We start from the raw sequence: 18,585 nt of genomic DNA, 5'->3' as shown, positions 1-18,585 counted from the left end.
AAACTTTTGACCTCCGAAGCCGGACAGTTAGAATTCAATGGTGCGCAAACTGCGGGTGTCGGAGCGGGACCTGCTCTTTGCTCTCACCAACCAGATGCAGGAAACCGCCCATTACCTGGATCTGGAAACCGGCGAGGTGATCCCGGTCTTCAGCTTCAACCGGGACGAAATTCTGAAACTGATCCGTCAGCACCCGGACCGCTACCTCAGACTGGCACCGCAGTCCAGCCGGGAAAGCCAGGAGATGCTCAAGGGGTTCATCCGGACCATCTCCCGCCAAAGCCTGAAGACACAGCTCCTTTCCGCCCTGCAGGAGAAACGGGTCTTTGCCCGGTTCCGGGAGGTGCTTGCCCGGTTTCCCAACGAACTCAAACGCTGGCACAGCTACCGGATAATGATTCTGACCGAACCGCTGCGCCGCAAGCTCAGGGAAAAAGGGGTGGAACTGGTCCTGATCCCGGATCGGGATGAAAAGCACGACTACCAGGAACTGGATGACCCGACCGGTGAATAGGCCTCACCGCCAGAAAAAAGGCGGCTCAGAATAGAGATAAAACCTGCCCTGATTGAGATTGAGCCAGCCCTGCTCATAACGGCACCACAGCCCCACAGTCCTCTGCGGCTCCAGCCCCGGCTTCAGCACCCGCCACTCCCCATCCTGAAGTGCGGCAAAGCTCATCCCCGAACCGGTGCCGGGCACGAAATAGCCGTATGCCACCAGCGTATCCCCGACATTGAACAGGCTCAGCCTGCCGGCAGGAAGCACCTCGTCCCGGGAAAACTGCTCCCGGAAAGGAAACGGTATGCCGGTAAGGGCGAAGGTGTCGCCAGCGGTGTGATAAAGCAGGTAATAACGGCTTGGCCTGAGCGTGGCAAACTGGAGCGCAACCAGCACCGGTGCACCGGGATAATCCTCAAGCCGGGCAGAACCGAGCAGGGAAAAACCGGCTTCCGGCAGAGAATCGGGCAGAACCAGCGCCCCACCCCTCGGCACAAACCGGCCATCCTGCAGATGCCAGATCCGGATAAGCCAGCGGTTGCCGGTTGAATCTGTCTCCTGCTCCAGCGTCACCAGCTCTTCCAGACCGTCCTGCTCAATATTCGCTCCTGCCGCCTCAACCACCAGCCCGAAATCACCCGCCACCGAATCGGCAATCACCCCGTCGGGTCCGAAATTCACCACCAGCATCCGGGACTGAGCGGCAAGAAACAGCTCATCCAGTCCGTCGCCGTCAAAATCTCCGCCTGCCCAGCAGTCCGGGAAAAACCTGAACTCCGCCGCCTCCCGGCCCAGCAGAGGACCTGAACGCCAGAATATCTCCCACCGCTGCCCGCTCATTCGCAGCAGTGCCAGCCGGTAAAGCGACACCCGGACTCCGGCAGACCGGCCCGGTACCCGAGAAAGCACAACTGCTCCCGCCTGTTCTCTGACCAGCAGCTGGGGCAGGCTGTCAGGCAGAAACCTGCCGGCAGTAATTTCCACCACCGAATCAACCGGACATCTGCCCAGCTCCTGAACCGCGCTGACCAGCAACAGGAGAAACGAAAAAACGACCCCGCTCATCATCACAGGATAAACCGGCTGGTTTGTCTGTCAAACCTGAAAACAAGATTGACATTCCTGATAAGCAGACTATTTTATTAACTGCGCACCGGAGAGGTGCCGGAGTGGACGAACGGGCATGCCTGGAGAGCATGTGTACCCGATAGGGTACCGTGGGTTCGAATCCCACCCTCTCCGCTTGGTTTAAAGAATTAGGTATTCTCCTATGGGTGTCTTGCTCTCGTCTACGAATACTTATGAGCTAATCTAACATAAAAAGAACTATGTTGCGGTCTGCGGTTGCGTGCCGTTTGACCTGCTTTTATCTTGACTTTTTTCTTTTATTTTATATTCTACCTATGTAGAATGATTTAATGTTATCAATTATGGGGAGTAAACAAGGTAGTATAATAAATGCAATGCGGCTTAAACTTGCACTTTCTCAAAACGAATTTGCAAGAAAAGCAGGTATTCCTTATACTCCCTTTACTAAAATTGAAACCGGAGTAATAAAGAAGCCATCCGTTTTTTTATGGCACAAAAGCCAAAGCATTAAAACAGAAGATGAATTGATTAAATAAAAAAGTTATGATAACAAAACATAAAATTATAATAGGCGATTCACGAAAGATGGATGAAATACAAGATAAATCCGTTCATCTTATTATTACTTCGCCTCCATATTGGCAATTAAAAGATTATGGTGTAGAAAACCAGATTGGTTTTAATGATAGTTATGAAAATTACATAAATAATTTAAATTTAGTGTGGAAAGAATGTTATCGAGTATTACAAGATGGTTGTAGGCTATGTATAAATATCGGCGATCAATTTGCTCGTTCTGTTTATTATGGAAGGTATAAAATTATCCCCATTCGTACAGAAATAATTAAATTTTGTGAAACAATTGGGTTTGATTATATGGGTGCTATTATTTGGCAAAAACCCACAACGATGAATACTACAGGCGGTGCAACGGTAATGGGTAGCTTTCCTTATCCGAGAAACGGAATTATTAAAATTGATTATGAGTTTATTTTGATTTTTAAAAAACATGGCAATCCGCCCAAAATTTCTAAGGAATTAAAAGAAAAATCAAAACTTACTAAAGAAGAATGGAATGAATATTTTTCTGGTCATTGGAATTTTAATGGGGAAAAACAAACGGAACATTTAGCCATGTTTCCCGAAGAATTGCCAAAAAGATTAATTAAAATGTTTAGTTTCGTTGGCGATACTATTTTAGATCCATTTTTAGGTAGCGGGACTACAACTTTAGCTGCTAAAAATTTAAATCGTAACTCAATTGGGTATGAAATAAATGAAAAATTTTTACCTATAATAAAAGAAAAGATTGGAATCGATAAAGAAGAACTTATTAAAAATGCTGATTTTGAGATTATTAAACAAAAGCCTTTAAAAATTAATTGGAATTTAGAAATAGCTAAATTACCTTATCAGTTTAAAGATCCAATAAAATTTGACAAAAAAATAGATCCTAGAAAATTAAAATTTGGTTCAAAAATTGATTTTTCTAAACCGACACGAGAAGAATTTTTCTCGGTAAAAAATATTATTAGCCCAGAAGAAATTATTTTAAATAATAACTTGAAAGTACGATTATTGGGAGTTAAAACAAAATATGAAATTCTTGAAAAGGCATTAGGATTCTTAACCTCCAAACTAAAAAATCAAAAGGTATTTTTAAAATATGATAATATTAAATTTGATGATAAAGGTAATATGTTAGTGTATCTTTATTTGAAAAATAAAACATTTATTAATGCTCATTTAATTAAAAAAGGGTTAGTAGATGTAGACAGCGAGTTAGATTATATCTATAAGAACAAATTTATTAAATTAAAACAGCAAATTTATGGCTAAAGAATGGATTTTAAATAGTGCAATAAATCGTTGGGGACTTCAGAAAAAACGAATGGTTGGTGCGGTTTCTGATGAAATAAGAAAATGCTCCCCCAAGACAGTTAAAGAGTGGGAAGAATACTATTTCAAAAATGTTTACCCTAAAGAACATTTAATTGAAATAGGCAAGAAACTTTATGTTAAAATAACAGAAGTTTTACGGGCAGAAATTGATGAAATTACCGAAGAAGATTGTATCAATTATGTAATCAATCTTGTTATAAACCGTACCTTCGACGGTTATATGACGGAAAAGAAAACAATTTATGAGCAACTTCAAAATATTTTAGGGGTAAAAATTGAACCAGCGCCGGATGAATGGGATAGATTATTCAATGTTGATTTTTATATAAGAATAAAAGACAAATATATAGGGTTGCAAATAAAGCCAGCTGGTTACGCTTTTATTACACAAATTATAAATGAGAAAAAAATTCAAGAAGCGACGCATAAAAAATTTACTGCAAAATATGGTGGAAGAGTTTTCTATGTGATTTCAATAAAGGACGGTGATAAAAAGAAAATTTATAACACCGAAGTTATTGAGGAAATAAGACAAGAAATTGAGAGATTGAGAAAATATAAATAATTTGCCGCCAGAAAAATCTTAAAATCGTCTTTTTTCGCTTCCGCCCGCCGAGTCCGTTTAAAATTCGATTGGGATTTTTCAAATACACACCGTTCGCAAATAACCTTCAGCTTTTCCTCTCTTTAGCCCGCACCTACCCAAGCCCGGCTCGGGTCTAACAGTTATGGAACATGAGCCCCATCAGCACATCGATCCGGTCTGCGGGATGACGGTGAAGGAAGGCGAGGAAGCGGGAAAATGGGATTATAATGGTCAAACCTACTATTTCTGCTCGACCGCCTGTCTGAAGAAATTCCAGTCCGACCCGGAAAAATTTCTCAGTTCGCCAGCAACTGAACCGCATTCCACTGAAACCCCGACACCGCCCAAGCCCGAAATTGTCAATACCGAAACTGCGGTGCTGGGCATCAGCGGGATGTCCTGCGCCGGCTGTGCGGTAACGCTTGAAAAGGCGCTCAACCGCCTGCCCGGAGTGAAAATCGCTCAGGTAAACTTCGCCTCGGAAGAAGCGGTAGTTCAGTATGACCCCAAGCTCACCCCGCCCGAGGAGCTGAAGCGGGCGATCATCAATGCCGGCTATGATGTCCGGGAACGGACTGAAGATGAATCGGCAGTAATCGCAGGTGAACTCCGGCGGGCAAAAAACCGGATGCTGGGCGCCTGGCTGCTGGTTCTGCCCGCAATGGTGCTGATGGTGCTCCATCTTGCCCGGCTGGTTCACCTGCCGATGAAACTGATGACCGCAATTGAATTTGTGCTGGGCGCAGCTGTTCTTTTCCTCCCGGGCTGGCATACGCTGAAAACAGCATTCGGCTCAATTCGGAACCGCGCGGCAACCATGGATGTCCTGATCGCACTGGGCACCATCGCCGCACTGGTCTCCTCGGTGTTTGTCCTTGCCGGCATGGAGGTGGAAAATCTGGGCAGAGTCGCGGGAATGCTCGTGGCAATCTATCTTACCGGCAGGTATCTTGAGGCACGGGCAAAGGGCAGGGCAGCGGGTGCCATCCGGCAACTGCTCTCACTTGGCGCCCGGACCGCAAGGATTCTGATGGACGATGTGGAGACTGAAGTGCCGATCAGCCGGCTCAAGCCCGGCGACATCATGCTCATCCGGCCCGGCGAAAAGATTCCGACCGACGGCATCATCATTGAAGGCACCACCGAGATTGACGAGTCGATGGCAACCGGTGAACCGCTGCCGGTGGTGAAGAATCCGGGGGACGAGGTAATTGGTGCGACGATTAACACCAACGGCTTTATCAAGGTTGCGGTCCGCCGGGTCGGTCAAGACACATTTCTGGCACAGGTGATCCGGCTCGTGGAACAAGCACAGCTGAAAAAGATTCCGGTGCAGGCGCTGGCAGACCGCATCACCGCCCGTTTTGTGCCGGTAATCTTGCTCCTTGCCCTGGTCACCGGTCTGGTCTGGTTTGCCTTTGCACCCGCATTCCAGCCCTTCCTACGCTGGGCACACACCCTGCTTCCCTGGGTCAATCCGGAACTTTCCCGGCTCTCACTGGCGCTCTTTGCCGGAGTTGCGGTGCTGGTCATCGCCTGCCCGTGTGCCCTGGGTCTTGCCACCCCGACCGCACTGATGGTTGCCACCGGCATGGCGGCACGGCGGGGAATCATCTTCCGCTCCGGCGCCGCGCTTCAGCGCCTGAAGGATGTCAGGGCGCTCTGCCTGGATAAGACCGGCACGCTGACCCTGGGAAGACCGCGGGTTCAGGAGGTAATTCCCCTGCCCGGTGTTGACCCGCAGGAACTGCTGAGGACCGCCGCCGCACTGGAAAAGGGGTCTGAGCACCCGCTGGCGCGGGCGATTGTCCAGCAGGCAGAAAAAGAAAACCTGAAACTGCCTTCCCCAGAAAACATCACCACCCTGCCCGGACTGGGAATCAGCGGGACGGTTGCGGGCAGGCCGGCTCTGGCAGGCAGACTCACCCTTCTCCAGCAGCACGGAATTGACACTACCGGACTGGAAACGCTTGTCCGGCACCACCAAGGCAGACCGGGCACGATGCTGTTCGTTGCCCTGGATTCCAGACCGCTCGGTATGCTCATCCTCGCTGATGAACTCAAACCCGAAGTCCCGGCAGTGATTGCCGGACTGAAGGAACTGGGCATTGTGCCGGTGATGCTCACCGGTGACAGCAGGCAGACCGCAGAGGCGATTGCCCGTCAGGCAGGCATTGAGCAGATCTACGCCGAACTCCTGCCTCAGGACAAACTTAAACTGCTGAGCCAGCTGAAGGAAAAATACCGCACCATCGCCATGGTCGGAGACGGCATCAACGATGCCCCGGCACTCAAGGCGGCAGATGTCGGGATCGCAATCGGCACCGGCACCGAAATTGCCATCGCTGCCAGCGATGTGACACTTGTCCGGGGTGATCTCAACGCTGTTGTCGCAGCGGTCCGGCTCTCCCGCGCCACCTTCAGAAAGATCCGGCAGAACCTGTTCTGGGCGCTCTTTTACAACCTGCTGGCGATTCCACTGGCGATGCTCGGTCTCCTGCACCCGGTAATTGCTGAAACAGCGATGGCACTCTCCTCGGTGAATGTGGTCACCAACTCTTTGCGCCTGCGCCGGACTCCCCTATAACAGTTAGATCCAGCAGCTGACGCAGATTTAACACCACCAGCCGGCCCCGATTCTGAACCGTTCATGGAAGTTACAGTTTATCAATATCCTGCCAACCTGTTTCCATCCGCAGCTTAAATTTAAGGCGCACCCCGGGCAGTTCCCCTATCCCTATCCCTATCCCTATCCCTTTCCCTTTCCCTTTCCCTTTCCTTATGCTGTGTCCGGACCGAGACCGGCTTTCAGCTCCGGCTCAAATCCACCGGAAAAACCGAACACCACAGACTGGCAGAATTCGCCTTTAACATGACCAACTGCGTGCTGCCCAACTTCCACTGCTACCCGGTTGACAAAACCGGATTCAGGATTATAATCATACAGGAAATTCAAACCGGGAGGCAGGTATGTCCCACCATTTTGTCAGAACCCTGATTGCAATCATCTGTATCAGTCTGCCCGCCCAGGCCGATGTCCTGATTCACTCCGGAGGAGCAGACTTTACCGTTGCCGGCGATGTCTGCACTATTTACCACGACACGGTGCTTATGTTTGTGGCTGTAAACATCCGGTCAAGGGATTATGAATATTACTCCACTGACCTGGGACAGACATGGATCGAAACAGGCGGGGGAACCAGTTCTGACACCACACTCGCCAGGGTATTTTCATTTATCGGCGATGGTGACAGTGCAGCGTTTTATTGCCTTTTTAATTACGTGGAGGATTACCCGAATTCATTGGCGATGGTAAGGGAACGCCTGTTCAACTCCTGGTCCTGCTTTATGAACTTCGGTCCTGATGAACTGCCCTGCCATGAGTTTGCCGGCTGTACCGACCATCCGGGTGCCCAGCATTACATCTACATTGCGGTTTCTGACACCACACCCGGCTCAACCCGTCCCCGGCTGTTTTTCCAGCGCAGCACCGATTATGGCTGGGACTTTTTCCCGCCGATTGACTCCTTTTATCAGCCGGCGCGCAACCTTTACCTTGCGGGTGGCACAGGCAGGTATGTCTATTTTGCCGGTGTTGCCGGACCGAACCGGGACACCCTGCTTTTGTGGATTAACCGTAACCGGCTTGAACCCGGAAACTGGCTCTTTCACCGGTTCACCTTTGACGGCGACCGGATTGAGAATCCGGCAATTGCTGCCGGCTTCAATGCTGCGGACTCGCTTGCCACGGTCTGGTGTACCTTTGCCCGGAACCGCAACAACTCCGGCAACTGGGACATTGACTATATCTACTCCACAAATGGCGGTCACAGCTGGAGCGGAGTCCGGACCCTTGCCGGCGACCCTGAGGCAGAGGAACGGTTCTTTGATCTCCAGCCGCGGCGATATGGCACCGCCGGCGAAGTCACCGTCGCCTATCTCAAAAGTTCCAGCGCGGGTAATCAGATTTTTATCTCCCGGGTATTTGCTGCCGAACCGGAGAACTGGTCAACACCGCTGCGGATGAATGAGCATGAGGCGGCAGCCGGCTGGGGTGTCAGACCCAAAGTCTGCTATCTACCCGGTCTGCCTGATGTAATGGCAGGCGTTGTCTATTTGAAGAAGGACTCTTCCGGCTGTTATTGGTCAAGCCTTTATCCTGGGATTGCCGAGTTTACCCCTGCCACCGCGCCCCGAACCGGAAAATACCGGGTTCTGCCCGGAGCAGGCATTGGACCTTTCCGGATTGACGGTGCTGGAGAAAAGGACCGGATCACGGTCGCCGATGCCTCAGGCCGGGTTGTGGCTTATGGCAGAAACGGGTTCTGGGACGGAAAGAGAATTGACGGTTCACCACTGCCTGCTGGAGTCTATCTCGTGCAGGTAAACAGAGAACCAGCCGGCACGGTTATCATCACCCGGTAGCAGGAACGGTCAGTTCAGACAGACACCGGTACCCGATTTGCAGGCATCGCATTCCAGCTCAAAGGTGATGTGCCGGATATTGAAGCGGTCACGAAGTGCACAGTCCAGCTTGGAAAGCAGGGGCTGAAAACTGCTCACCGTTCCGTCCGTAACCACCAGATGTGCCATCAGCGCCCGCTCCCCCTCGCCGAGCGTCCAGATGTGCAAATCGTGCAGGTCCCGGATTGCAGGAGAAAACGAGGTGATAAATCGGCGCACCGCTTCGTAATCCAGATCCCGGGGTGTGGAGTCAATCAAAATGCTGGTCGCCTCCCGGAAGACCCGCCAGGTGCCATAAAGGACCAGACCACTGACCGCAATCGACAGGAGTGGATCAATCACCGTCAGGCCGGTGACGCGGATGGCGATTCCACCCAGAAGCACCGCCCCAAAGCCGAGCAGGTCATCCAGCAGATGCCACATCGCCGCCCGGATGTTGAGCGAGTGGCGCTCCTGCCTTAATATCAGCACCGCGGCACCGTTAATACCAATACCGACGACCGCCATCAGGATCAGAACCGGACTCTTCACCGGTTCCGGAGATACAACCCGACCGATCGCCGCCCGCACCACCAGCACGGTGAAGACCGCCAGGGCGAGCGCATTGACAAAGGCAACAAGGATCCGCACCTTGCGATAACCGAAGGTCCGGCGCCGGTCCGGCGGCAGGAGTGAAAGCCGGAGCCCGAGCCAGGATAGCACCAGCGCCACCGCATCCCCGGCATCATGGAGCGCACCGGCAACCAGCACCAGCGAATTGGCAAAAATCCCGGCGAGCAGTTCAAACAGGGCAAATCCGAGGTTGAGCAGAATCGAAAGCAGCAGGCTGCGCCCCTGACGCCGGGCATGCTCGTGAACCACCATCAGCTGAATGTTAAAAAACCCGGACGGAAAGGCAAGATTGATTGGTAACGATTCTGGAGCAATCCGGAAATTACCGGAGAAAATTATACTCCGCGGATTTTGTTTCTGAAGATGAGCGCCTCTGCCTCGTCAACCGCAATCCGGTTGACAAAATGGTTGATCTGGGGTGTCCGCAGGAGATAGTTGCCGTTGACCACCAGCAGACCTTTCTCTGCCCACTCATGGATGATGAAGGTGTTGTTCTTGATTTCAAGATAGGTGCGAAAGTCATTGGTCGGCTTCATCGTGTCCGGGCTGAGCACAAAGGCAACGAGCATGAACGGGTCATGGCGCAGGCCGATCTTCAGTGCGGGCGGACTGCCATTAACCGCCGGCATCGCCTCAATCTCGGTGATGTTATCCCCTCGAATCGTCCGCTCCAGGTTCAGCTCGGGCGTGAATCCCAGACGCACTGCAATCACCCCCATACCGACATTCTGCAGTTCAACCCCATTCGCGCCCGCCTTGAGCGAACGGACCATCCGGATTCTGAATGTCGCTACCGTCTGATTGAGCAAAAGCTCCCGGAAGATGATCCAGGTCATGATCGCTGCCAGCCCGTTGCGCCGGTACTGAGGATGCACCTGAGCATCCCAGAGGATAATTCCCTTGCCCGGCGGATTGCGTTCAATTGAGACCGTTCCGATCAGCCGGCCCTGATCCTGAAGACTGCAGGCGGCATTATTAGCCATCAGCTCGGTCCGGACGCCGAGGATTTTGCCCGCGAGCCCGCCCTCAAGCACGCGGATCGTGTCGTGGTCAAGCCACTCAAAACTGGGACCGATCTTGACCGGGTCCCAGATGAATCCGGCAGCCGGTCCGGTTCTCGGTCGGACCAGCACGCCGTTATCCAGTTCGGCTCTCATTGCCATTCTGACCTCCTCCTGCTCATCCGGCAGTTTCTGCCTTTTAATTAGCAATTACTGCTGTTTCTGCAACAGGAAACAAACCACTTTATTTTCTGATGCGTCGCAGCCTCTGACTGTTGAGCCCCTGCTATCCGGGTATTCTGAATCTAAAGCTTAATATAAGCTCTGCAACCGAACCCCAAAGCCACAGTCGCTGCTCGTTATTATAATACAGTTTTGCCGACCGCTGTCAAGTTTTTTCTTCCATAAATGCGAAATACAGTATCCGGACTGGTATTTGACAGCATACCGGTTATGCTGGTAAACTGTTATATGAGACCATCAGGGACATCACTGCTCAAACCGGAACTGATCGCCCGGCTCAAGGGAATTGATTTCAAGGCTCGGCTCGTTGTTGAAGGGTTTCTCAGCGGTCTGCACCGCTCCCCTTACAAGGGTTTCTCAGTAGAATTTGCCGAGTATCGTCAATATATGCCCGGCGATGAACTCAAACGGATCGACTGGCGGGTCTATGGCCGGACCGGACGGTTCTTTGTCCGCGAGTACGAGGAGGAGACCAACCTCCGTGCCTATCTCGTCCTGGATGCCTCCGCCTCAATGAACTATCCGGCGACAGGTTACACCAAACTGGATTACGGCCGGTGGCTGGCTGCCAGCCTTGCTCTGCTCCTCAACCGGCAGAAGGACTCAACCGGACTTGTCACCTTCTCGGGGAAGATCGATCGCTACATCCCGCCCCGTGCCACCGGCGCCCATCTCCGGGTACTCTTCCGGGAGCTGGAAAACCTGAAACCTGGGGGGGAAACCGATATCAGCACAACCCTTCATGAGCTTGCCGAACGCATCCGGCGCCGGGGACTGGTGATTCTCATCTCCGACCTCTGGGACGATGCGACTGCAGTTGTTGCCGCACTGCGCCACTTCCGTGCCCGCAAACATGAACTGCTCGTATTCCACCTGTTCCATCCCGATGAGGCAACTCTTGGCTTCAGCAATCCGGTTCTTCTCCGGGACCTCGAAACCGGACAGGAAATCACCGTTGATCCCCGGCAGATTCAGTACCAGTATCAGGACCGGTTCAACCGCCGGTGTGAATACTTCCGGCGCGCTTGCGCCGAAACCCGGGTCGATTATCAGTCACTGAGCACTGCTACACCATTTGAAGAGGCGCTCTTCACTTATCTTGAACGCCGGCGCCGTCTCCACTGATGCAGTTTCTCTACCCATCTTTTCTCCTGCTCCTGCCGCTGGGCCTGATCCCGGTTCTGATCCACATTTTTACCCGGCTGCGGCTCCAGCGCCGGGGTTTTCCCTCGCTGGCGCTGCTGGAAAGCGTGCGCCGGGAAAGGTGGTCCTGGTTCCGGCTCCGGGAAATTCTGCTGCTTGTCCTCCGGACTCTTTTTCTGCTCCTGATACCGCTGGCACTGAGCCGCCCGCGGCTTGAAAGCAGACTCCCGTTCCGGCTCGGCTCGGACCGCATGCTACTCATCCTTGACCATTCCTACAGCATGGCATATGGCAATCGCTGGCAGCAGGCACTGGAGTCGGCACGCCGCATCATTCACAGCTCCTCCCGGCCCATGCTGATACTCAGCAGTCAGCCCGACACGGTGATCAGCGGCAGAAATACACTGCTCGCTCTTCTGGACACGCTCTCTGCCTCTGCCCTTGCCCCGACACTGGAGCCGGCGCTGAGCAGAGCCGCCGGGCTGTATCGTCAGACCCCGATGCCGGTTATAACCATCACCGACCTCCAGGCGCGGGCAGTGCCGGAAAATATTCCCATTCCCGGAGGTCAGCTCCAGATCATCAATCTCGGCAGTAACAGATTCGACAATGCGGGAATAACCGGGATTACATATGACCGCCGTCAGCTCAGAATCCGTATCTTCAATTACGGGAGGACACCGGTAATCAGAACCGTCCGGTTGAAACTGGAAGGCTACCAGGAAGAAAAAGTAGTAAACATCCCCGCTCGCTCCGCAGTATTTGCTGAATTTTCCCTTCCCTCTGACCTCCGCCATCATTATTCGGGCATCGTCGAACTCTCCAGCGACTCTCTCACGCTCGACGACCGGCGTTTTTTTGCCCTTGCAACCCCTTCCAGACTTTCGGTGCCGATTTTCGTATCTGCGGAAAACCAGGGAAAGTATCTCCAGCTGGCGCTTGCCACCGACACCCTGCAGTTTCTACCGCTCCTGCTCAATATTTCAGCACTGAGACGCACCGACCTTACCCGATATCAGACAATCATAATAGCAGATGCCGGCGCACTCCGGCCGGCTGACTGGGAACGCCTGGATTTCTATCTCAATTCCGGCGGTTCAGCTTTGCTTTGCGCACCTTCATTAACCAATGGCAGTATCCCGCTGCCCCTGAGGTATGAAGGGCAGGTGAGTCATCTCGGCTTTATCACCCCGGCAGAAGTTGACACCACCCATCCGGTGCTCTCAGGTCTGCGAACGGTTGACCTCAATGCTGTGCGGGTGTATTATCACAGCCGGATAACAGGTGGCAGAACATTAATCCGGCTTGCCAGCCGGGACCCGCTGGTCATCGAGCTGCCCGAGAAAAATCTCCTCATCTGGACATTCGCCCCTGTTCCCGAGGCTACCGACCTGGTTTACCGGGCGGCATTTGTGCCCCTGCTGTATCAGACATTGAAATACCTCACCGGCAGAAACCGCCAAAATGAATGGCAGACCGGGGACACTGTGCTACTTGCAGTTGATAACGCCGAACCGTTGCGGCTGCTCACGCCCGCTGGCGAAAAAACGGTTTTCCCTGAACCCGGAGGTATAAAACCGGTGGTAAAGATCATCGACACCCGGCTTCCGGGAATTTACCGGCTGGAAAATGGACAGTATTACGAATTTGCCGTCAATCCGCTGCCGGAGGAGGGTGATCTGACGCCGGCACCGCTCGAACCGCTGATTCGAAATGGAATCAAAATTTACCCTCCCCGCCTTTACTCTGCAGGTGAACTGACCGGACCGCTGCTCTACTTCGCAGGGATCCTGCTTGCGCTGGAATTTCTCCTGCTCGGATTTGAGAGTTACAGAAAAACGCCCGTACGCAAATAGTTTACGTATCGGCGGAAGACAGTTTCGTCCTCAAGAATCGAAACCCGGGAAATCACTACCACGCCGCTTTCAGCATTCACCTTCAATCCGAATGCCTGATGCCCCGGCTCCCGGACAATAAACCCGACATCATAAACCTCCTCCGCCTTCTGATAACCACGGCCCGTAACCTGCTCCATAAACCAGCTGAGATTGTCCGCCACTGCACTCAGTGCCGGAATCGGCGCAAAAGGGTTGACCAGCGGAATCAGAATTACTTCACCGCCCTTTGCCCGATCATCGACCACCTCTGCCCGGTCCAGATCAACAAACTGACGGAGTTCCTCAGGGGAACGCAGTTCCATTACCCCACCTTAACTTAAATCTGTGAAAAGTCAATCAGGTCCAGAATGCCCTATACCTGGCTGCCATACAGATAGGCATAAACTTTGGCATTGCCAGCCATATTTTCAATCAGACAGAACTCATTGGGTTTGTGCGCCTGACCGGCATTTCTGCCCCAGACCACTGCCGGAATCCCCTGCCTTCGGAAAAACGCCGCCACCGTCCCGCCACCGATACCGCGAGTAAAGGGTTCTTTTTTGTAAACTGTGCGCACCGCTTCGGCAAGCAGCCGGACAACCGGTGCATCCGGCGGAGTTGCTGGTGCCGCCTGTGCCTGCTGTTCAACATCAACTCTGATCCTGACCTTGAATTCCTGCTCAATACCACTGACCACCTCCTTGACCTTCGCCATCACTGATTCCAGAGGATAACAGGGCAGAATCCGCATATCAAAGTAAAAAACATCCTCTCCCGGAATCGTATTGATATTGGGAACATTGGTTTCCTTTTTCGTCGGCTCAATCGTGGAATAAGGCGGAGAGAAAAGTTCATCCCGGGCATTGAAATGTTCGTGCAGCTTTTGGTCGAGCCGGACTAACAGATAGGCGCCAGCACGATGGGCGTTATTGCCGTGATGTGGTGTCGAACCGTGTGCCTGCCTGCCGTAGGTTGTGAACTTCAGCCAGAGAATCGACTTCTCGGCAATTTCCAGCAGTGTGCCGTCCTCGTTTCCCGCATCCGGAACGACTACCAGATCATCCGCTGCGCACAGCTGATAGTTTTTCAGCAGCCAGTCCACCCCGAACTCGGAACCGGTCTCCTCATCCGCTACCAGCATCAGCGCCACCGGCAGACTGGGCACAAGCCCGAGATTCAGCAGCGCCCGGAGGGCAAAAATTGAAGCTACCATCTCCTGCTGATTATCCTCCACACCGCGACCGTAAATCCGGTCTGCCTCAACCCTCGCCACAAACGGGTCAGACTGCCATAACTCGCGCGGTCCGGGCGGAACGACATCCAGATGAGTCATCACCCAAAGTACCGGACCGGATTTTTTCCGGGGAAGGCGGACGATCAAGTTCGGACGATAGCCACAGGGTGCCAGCGGGTCAGGTGCCCGCAACTCCTCAACCGCCAGTCCCCACGACTCCAGCACACCCCGGAAATAATCGGCCCGTGCCTTTTCTCCTTCGCCCCCGGACTTCGGACTGATCGCCGGCAGAGCGCACAACCGGCTCTGCATTTCAATCATCGCCGGTACCAGACGGTCAATCTCTTGACAGATTTTTTCAAAAGCTGATTTTCCCCACATTGAATAATAATAACGAGCAAAAAAAGAGGGTCAAAATTGGCACTGCCCTGATTGACTGACCGGATGCCGGCAGATAACATTTAATGTGAGTACGACCATCGGCAGCCTGATCCTCTGCCTGGTTTTGACCGTCGGCAATCAACTTTCCGGCTCAATTGCTGACACAATTAAAATCAGCCGGTGGCTGGTCTGCGGTCCCTTCTCAGTGGGCACAAGGGAAGGCATTACGGAAGTAATTGACGACCCGACCCAGCTGAAACCGGTTGCCGGCGAATCCCTGCCATCCGGACTGGTCTTGGGGGGAACTGCCATCTGGCGTGAAGTAACCGCTGATGCCGATGGCTGGTTCCGCACCGATTATCCGGATGTGCAGTGGGATACGATTCAGAATTATTATGGCATCAGCGGTCTGGTCGCCGTCGGCTACGCCTATGCTGAATTCTATTCTCCCCGACAGGCACGGGCGCTGGCAGCAGCCACAAGAATCGGCAGCTTCCTGCTCAATGGAAAAACTTATCTGGGAGATATCTATGGTAACAACTGGTTCCGGACGCCGGTGATCATCGACTCCGGCATCAACCGGGTCATCCTGCGCCTCTCCGGCTATGGAGATCAGCAGGTGCGATTTATGCTTCTACCCGTACCCGCTCCGCTGATACCAGTAACTCAGGATATCACCGCTCCGGATCTGATCGCCGACTCGGCACTGACCGTTTGGTTCGGTATCCCGCTCCTCAATACAACCGCGGAAATGTTTAATCATGTAATACTGAAAATGAAAATCGATACCTTTCTGATCGCCGATACAATTATTGACCGCATTCCGGCTCTTGGTGTTAAAAAACCGGCAATCTTTGTCCGAATTCCGGCTCTGCCTTACGACACCTCAGGTTATAAATTAGTACTCACTGTGAAATGGGCAGATTTTGAACTTTCCGAGACAACACTTTTACGCTCCCGACGGATCAACCAGCCGCACAAACGGACTTTTGTTTCCCGAATCGACTCCTCCTGCCAGTACTACGCAATTCTCTATCCCTCAAACTACGACCCGGCACAAAATTACGGATTAATACTCTCCCTGCACGGCGCAGGCGTTGAGGCCAGCGGGCTGGCAGAATGTTTCCAGCCCAAGGACTGGGCATTTGTCGTCTGCCCGACCAATCGCCGACCATACGGGTTTGACTGGCAGGACTGGGGAAGGCTGGATGCAATTGAAGTACTGAAGGAGGCCTGCAACTCGCTGCCGGTTGATCCGGACCGCATCTATCTTACCGGCCATTCAATGGGCGGCCACGGAACCTGGCATATCGGACTGACCCACCCTGATCTTTTTGCTGCAATTGCACCGGCAGCCGGCTGGCCCTCTTTCCCGCTTTATGTCCCCAACTTCCTGCAGCGTAGCATTATCTTTGCAGAACCATCGAAACTGGCAATTCGGGAAATGGCTGCCCGGCCGGACAATACACCAGCATTTTTAGAAAACGCCTGCAACCTGCCGGTGTTCATCCTTCATGGCAGCGAGGATGACAACGTGCCACCAATTCATGGCCGGACATTCGCACTCTGGCTTAAAAGTCTGGGATATGAATATGTGTATAAGGAAGTTCCGGGTGTGAAACACTGGTGGAACTATCCTGACGGCACGGTCTGCGTAGACGACGGACAACTAATGACTTTTCTGAAAACCAGGAAAAGGCAGAACACTCCCAGGTACATCCGTTTCCGGACCGCTGATATCAATCACTCAGGAAAAGCCTACTGGGTGAGAATCGACCGGGTGGCGGTTGTGGGCCGCGATGCATTCATCGAAGCAACGCTGATCGACTCAACCCTGAAAATCTCCACTGTTAACATTACCCAGCTGACGATTGATCAGAAAAAGCTGAAAATAGCCGGCAGCCGGCTCCGGGTGAAAATCGATGGCCAGGAATTAGATTTACCAATCTCCGGCAAAGATATCACTCTGCACCGGGACAAAAATGGCTGGCATCCAGGAATATGCCGGAAAGGCTCGATCACCTCTAAAAAACCCGGGCTTTACGGTCCGGCAAAAGAGGTACTTTTTTCTCCGTTTGCAATTGTTTACGGCACCCGAAATCCTGACCTGACGCCATTTTTGCACCACAGCGCAGTTCAGGAAGGATTACGCTGGTGGCTCATTGCCAATGGCACAACTGAAGTTTACGCCGACACTGAACTGCTGCCATCAAATCGCAACCTTGTACTGCTGGGTTCAGATGAAGATAATATCCAAACCGCCCGAATCGGTCGGAGTCTGCCAATCCGGATTAAAAATGGAAGGATGCTGTTCAACCACGTCGATCTGGGAGAAAGTCTGGCGGCAATTGTTACCTATCCCAACCCTCTCAATCCCCAGCAGCTCGTCCTCTGCCGTTTCGGGACCGACTCTTCCGCCACGAAACTGTCCCTTTTCTGGAACCTGATCGGTTCCGGAACAGCAATTCCGGATTTCATTATTTTTGACCGCCGGGTCCGCCGGTTCGGATGGAATGGTGTCCGGGCTGCGGGGTTTTTTTCGTCCGACTGGCAGATTGAACCGGCCTCCTGCTTTGTCGAAAAGTGAAAGTAATCAGACTCCATTCCCCGGCTAAAATCAATCTCGGACTCTGGGTCGGAAGAAAAAGAGCCGATGGCTACCATGAATTGGTAACGATCATGGTACCGCTGGAATTTGGGGATCGAATACGGCTTGAAAAAACAGGCGGTGGAATTTGCGTAAAAACTACGGGCATCAATCTGAACATTCCTGAAAGAGCCAATCTGGCATACCGGGCAGCCGGACTTTTTTTTACTGCAACCGGTATCTCCGGCGGCTGCAGAATTTTCATTAAGAAAAACATCCCTCCGGGAGGAGGACTGGGAGGCGGATCGTCCAATGCCGCTACGGTCCTGCTCGGACTGAATTATCTTTTTGACCATCCACTCAATCCCGCTCAGCTTACTCGACTTGCCCGGGAACTGGGAAGCGATGTCCCCTTTTTCCTTCAACCTAAACCCTGCGTCGCCCGGGGGCGAGGTGAGAAACTCCGACCGCTCACTCTCCCGGCTCTCCGAATCGTCCTCTATTGCCCAGGATTCGGGATCTCAACACGCTGGGCATATGAAAGACTGGACCGGCATAAGAAAAAATTGACAACCGGGAGATTTTGCCCTAAAATTATTGCCTTAAAATTAAGGCGTAAAGAGCCGGCAGGACTGGCAGAACTGATTAGAAACAGTTTTGAAACTGTAGTGTTCCGCCGGTATCCAGAACTGGCGAAGATAAAAAAACAGTTGCTGGAAAGCGGAATGGTGGCTGCCGGTCTCACCGGCTCCGGCAGTACGGTCTATGGGTTGCAATATGCAACTGACCCGATGGCCGAATGGTTGCATTCTGGGCTTCCCTGGATTATAACGCGGTCAAGACCGTCAACACTGTCCGGCGCCGGAACGATATCAGGAATTTGGGGCGTCGTCTAATCTGGCAGGACACAGGACTTTGGATCCTGTCGTGGAGGTTCAAATCCCCCCGCCCCAGTGCTGATCAAGGC

Annotated in this window: 16 protein-coding genes and 2 tRNA genes; 12 read left to right on the top strand and 6 right to left on the bottom strand. The window is 52.5% G+C overall.

Annotated elements, in window-relative coordinates; genetic code table 11:
- The first annotated feature begins 37 nt into the window (after positions 1–37).
- Positions 38–514 (top strand): UPF0158 family protein, encoded by a 477-nt coding sequence (locus tag ABIK48_06800; GenBank protein ID MEO0021864.1) that lies wholly within the window; start codon positions 38–40, stop codon positions 512–514.
- A gap of 3 nt (positions 515–517) precedes the next feature.
- On the opposite strand, the gene ABIK48_06795 is transcribed toward ABIK48_06800, so the two are convergent.
- The gene (locus ABIK48_06795; GenBank protein MEO0021863.1) at positions 518–1,564 is read right to left on the bottom strand and encodes a hypothetical protein; all 1,047 of its coding nucleotides are present in this window, start codon (positions 1,562–1,564) and stop codon (positions 518–520) included.
- Between the two features lie 90 nt (positions 1,565–1,654).
- On the opposite strand from ABIK48_06795, the gene ABIK48_06790 reads away from it, so the two are divergent.
- From ABIK48_06790 to ABIK48_06770, 5 genes are all read left to right on the top strand, one after another.
- A tRNA-Ser gene (locus tag ABIK48_06790) sits at positions 1,655–1,741 on the top strand.
- A 188-nt stretch (positions 1,742–1,929) separates the two neighbouring features.
- Positions 1,930–2,124 (top strand): helix-turn-helix transcriptional regulator, encoded by a 195-nt coding sequence (locus tag ABIK48_06785; protein MEO0021862.1) that lies wholly within the window; start codon positions 1,930–1,932, stop codon positions 2,122–2,124.
- A 7-nt stretch (positions 2,125–2,131) separates the two neighbouring features.
- Positions 2,132–3,427: a DNA methyltransferase gene (locus ABIK48_06780; GenBank protein MEO0021861.1), complete on the top strand. Its 1,296-nt coding sequence runs from the start codon at positions 2,132–2,134 to the stop codon at positions 3,425–3,427.
- Positions 3,420–4,055: an MjaI family restriction endonuclease gene (locus tag ABIK48_06775; protein ID MEO0021860.1), complete on the top strand. Its 636-nt coding sequence runs from the start codon at positions 3,420–3,422 to the stop codon at positions 4,053–4,055. Before ABIK48_06780 ends, ABIK48_06775 begins: the two co-directional genes overlap by 8 nt.
- Positions 4,056–4,218: 163 nt before the next feature.
- The gene (locus tag ABIK48_06770; GenBank protein ID MEO0021859.1) at positions 4,219–6,663 is read left to right on the top strand and encodes a heavy metal translocating P-type ATPase; all 2,445 of its coding nucleotides are present in this window, start codon (positions 4,219–4,221) and stop codon (positions 6,661–6,663) included.
- Positions 6,664–6,855: 192 nt separating this feature from the next.
- Here ABIK48_06770 and ABIK48_06765 read toward each other — a convergent pair whose 3' ends face one another.
- Complete coding sequence (locus tag ABIK48_06765) at positions 6,856–7,032, bottom strand: hypothetical protein (GenBank protein MEO0021858.1); 177 nt, start codon at positions 7,030–7,032, stop codon at positions 6,856–6,858.
- Between the two features lie 14 nt (positions 7,033–7,046).
- Between ABIK48_06765 and ABIK48_06760 the strand changes: the two genes are divergently transcribed.
- Complete coding sequence (locus tag ABIK48_06760; GenBank protein MEO0021857.1) at positions 7,047–8,501, top strand: hypothetical protein; 1,455 nt, start codon at positions 7,047–7,049, stop codon at positions 8,499–8,501.
- 9 nt (positions 8,502–8,510) lie between these two features.
- On the opposite strand, the gene ABIK48_06755 is transcribed toward ABIK48_06760, so the two are convergent.
- Positions 8,511–9,404 (bottom strand): cation diffusion facilitator family transporter, encoded by an 894-nt coding sequence (locus tag ABIK48_06755; protein MEO0021856.1) that lies wholly within the window; start codon positions 9,402–9,404, stop codon positions 8,511–8,513.
- Between the two features lie 83 nt (positions 9,405–9,487).
- On the bottom strand, positions 9,488–10,315 hold the full coding sequence (locus ABIK48_06750; protein ID MEO0021855.1) for a hypothetical protein: 828 nt from the start codon (positions 10,313–10,315) through the stop codon (positions 9,488–9,490).
- Between the two features lie 309 nt (positions 10,316–10,624).
- Between ABIK48_06750 and ABIK48_06745 the strand changes: the two genes are divergently transcribed.
- Both ABIK48_06745 and ABIK48_06740 read left to right on the top strand, forming a co-directional pair.
- Positions 10,625–11,521: a DUF58 domain-containing protein gene (locus ABIK48_06745; protein MEO0021854.1), complete on the top strand. Its 897-nt coding sequence runs from the start codon at positions 10,625–10,627 to the stop codon at positions 11,519–11,521.
- A complete protein-coding gene (locus ABIK48_06740) occupies positions 11,521–13,395 on the top strand; it encodes a VWA domain-containing protein (protein ID MEO0021853.1) in 1,875 nt (624 codons plus the stop codon). Before ABIK48_06745 ends, ABIK48_06740 begins: the two co-directional genes overlap by 1 nt.
- Here the strand turns inward: ABIK48_06740 and ABIK48_06735 are convergent.
- Together ABIK48_06735 and ABIK48_06730 are read right to left on the bottom strand one after the other, a co-directional pair.
- Positions 13,368–13,739, bottom strand: a complete 372-nt coding sequence (locus tag ABIK48_06735; GenBank protein ID MEO0021852.1) for a hypothetical protein — start codon at positions 13,737–13,739, stop codon at positions 13,368–13,370. The two genes, ABIK48_06740 and ABIK48_06735, sit on opposite strands and share 28 nt — an antisense overlap.
- Before the next feature lie 50 nt (positions 13,740–13,789).
- Positions 13,790–15,031 (bottom strand): M20 family metallo-hydrolase, encoded by a 1,242-nt coding sequence (locus tag ABIK48_06730; GenBank protein MEO0021851.1) that lies wholly within the window; start codon positions 15,029–15,031, stop codon positions 13,790–13,792.
- A gap of 85 nt (positions 15,032–15,116) precedes the next feature.
- Between ABIK48_06730 and ABIK48_06725 the strand changes: the two genes are divergently transcribed.
- From ABIK48_06725 to ABIK48_06715, 3 genes are all read left to right on the top strand, one after another.
- Complete coding sequence (locus ABIK48_06725) at positions 15,117–17,618, top strand: prolyl oligopeptidase family serine peptidase (GenBank protein MEO0021850.1); 2,502 nt, start codon at positions 15,117–15,119, stop codon at positions 17,616–17,618.
- A complete protein-coding gene (gene ispE / locus ABIK48_06720) occupies positions 17,615–18,514 on the top strand; it encodes a 4-(cytidine 5'-diphospho)-2-C-methyl-D-erythritol kinase (GenBank protein ID MEO0021849.1) in 900 nt (299 codons plus the stop codon). The genes ABIK48_06725 and ispE overlap by 4 nt, the downstream gene beginning before the upstream one ends.
- Positions 18,500–18,572: transfer RNA gene (locus ABIK48_06715), tRNA-Gln, on the top strand. Before ispE ends, ABIK48_06715 begins: the two co-directional genes overlap by 15 nt.
- Positions 18,573–18,585: the final 13 nt, after the last annotated feature.

The organism is candidate division WOR-3 bacterium, from assembly GCA_039801085.1.
In the GTDB taxonomy this organism is placed as follows: Bacteria; Hydrothermota; Tepidihabitantia; order Tepidihabitantales; family Tepidihabitantaceae; genus JAOABP01.
The sequence above is the reverse complement of the archived record's forward strand: the minus strand, read 5'-3'. Positions and strand labels throughout refer to the sequence as shown.

Bases quoted from the DNA above. Each gene is read 5' to 3' on its own strand.
- ABIK48_06760 (MEO0021857.1), top strand. From the start codon at position 7,047: ATGTCCCACCATTTTGTCAGAACCCTGATTGCAATCATCTGTATCAGT.
- ABIK48_06745 (MEO0021854.1), top strand. From the start codon at position 10,625: ATGAGACCATCAGGGACATCACTGCTCAAACCGGAACTGATCGCCCGG.
- ABIK48_06800 (MEO0021864.1), top strand. From the start codon at position 38: ATGGTGCGCAAACTGCGGGTGTCGGAGCGGGACCTGCTCTTTGCTCTC.
- ABIK48_06775 (MEO0021860.1), top strand. From the start codon at position 3,420: ATGGCTAAAGAATGGATTTTAAATAGTGCAATAAATCGTTGGGGACTT.
- ABIK48_06750 (MEO0021855.1), bottom strand. From the start codon at position 10,315: ATGGCAATGAGAGCCGAACTGGATAACGGCGTGCTGGTCCGACCGAGA.
- ABIK48_06755 (MEO0021856.1), bottom strand. From the start codon at position 9,404: ATGGTGGTTCACGAGCATGCCCGGCGTCAGGGGCGCAGCCTGCTGCTT.
- ABIK48_06770 (MEO0021859.1), top strand. From the start codon at position 4,219: ATGGAACATGAGCCCCATCAGCACATCGATCCGGTCTGCGGGATGACG.
- ABIK48_06795 (MEO0021863.1), bottom strand. From the start codon at position 1,564: ATGAGCGGGGTCGTTTTTTCGTTTCTCCTGTTGCTGGTCAGCGCGGTT.
- ABIK48_06785 (MEO0021862.1), top strand. From the start codon at position 1,930: ATGGGGAGTAAACAAGGTAGTATAATAAATGCAATGCGGCTTAAACTT.
- ABIK48_06735 (MEO0021852.1), bottom strand. From the start codon at position 13,739: ATGGAACTGCGTTCCCCTGAGGAACTCCGTCAGTTTGTTGATCTGGAC.
- ABIK48_06730 (MEO0021851.1), bottom strand. From the start codon at position 15,031: ATGTGGGGAAAATCAGCTTTTGAAAAAATCTGTCAAGAGATTGACCGT.
- ABIK48_06740 (MEO0021853.1), top strand. From the start codon at position 11,521: ATGCAGTTTCTCTACCCATCTTTTCTCCTGCTCCTGCCGCTGGGCCTG.
- ABIK48_06780 (MEO0021861.1), top strand. From the start codon at position 2,132: ATGATAACAAAACATAAAATTATAATAGGCGATTCACGAAAGATGGAT.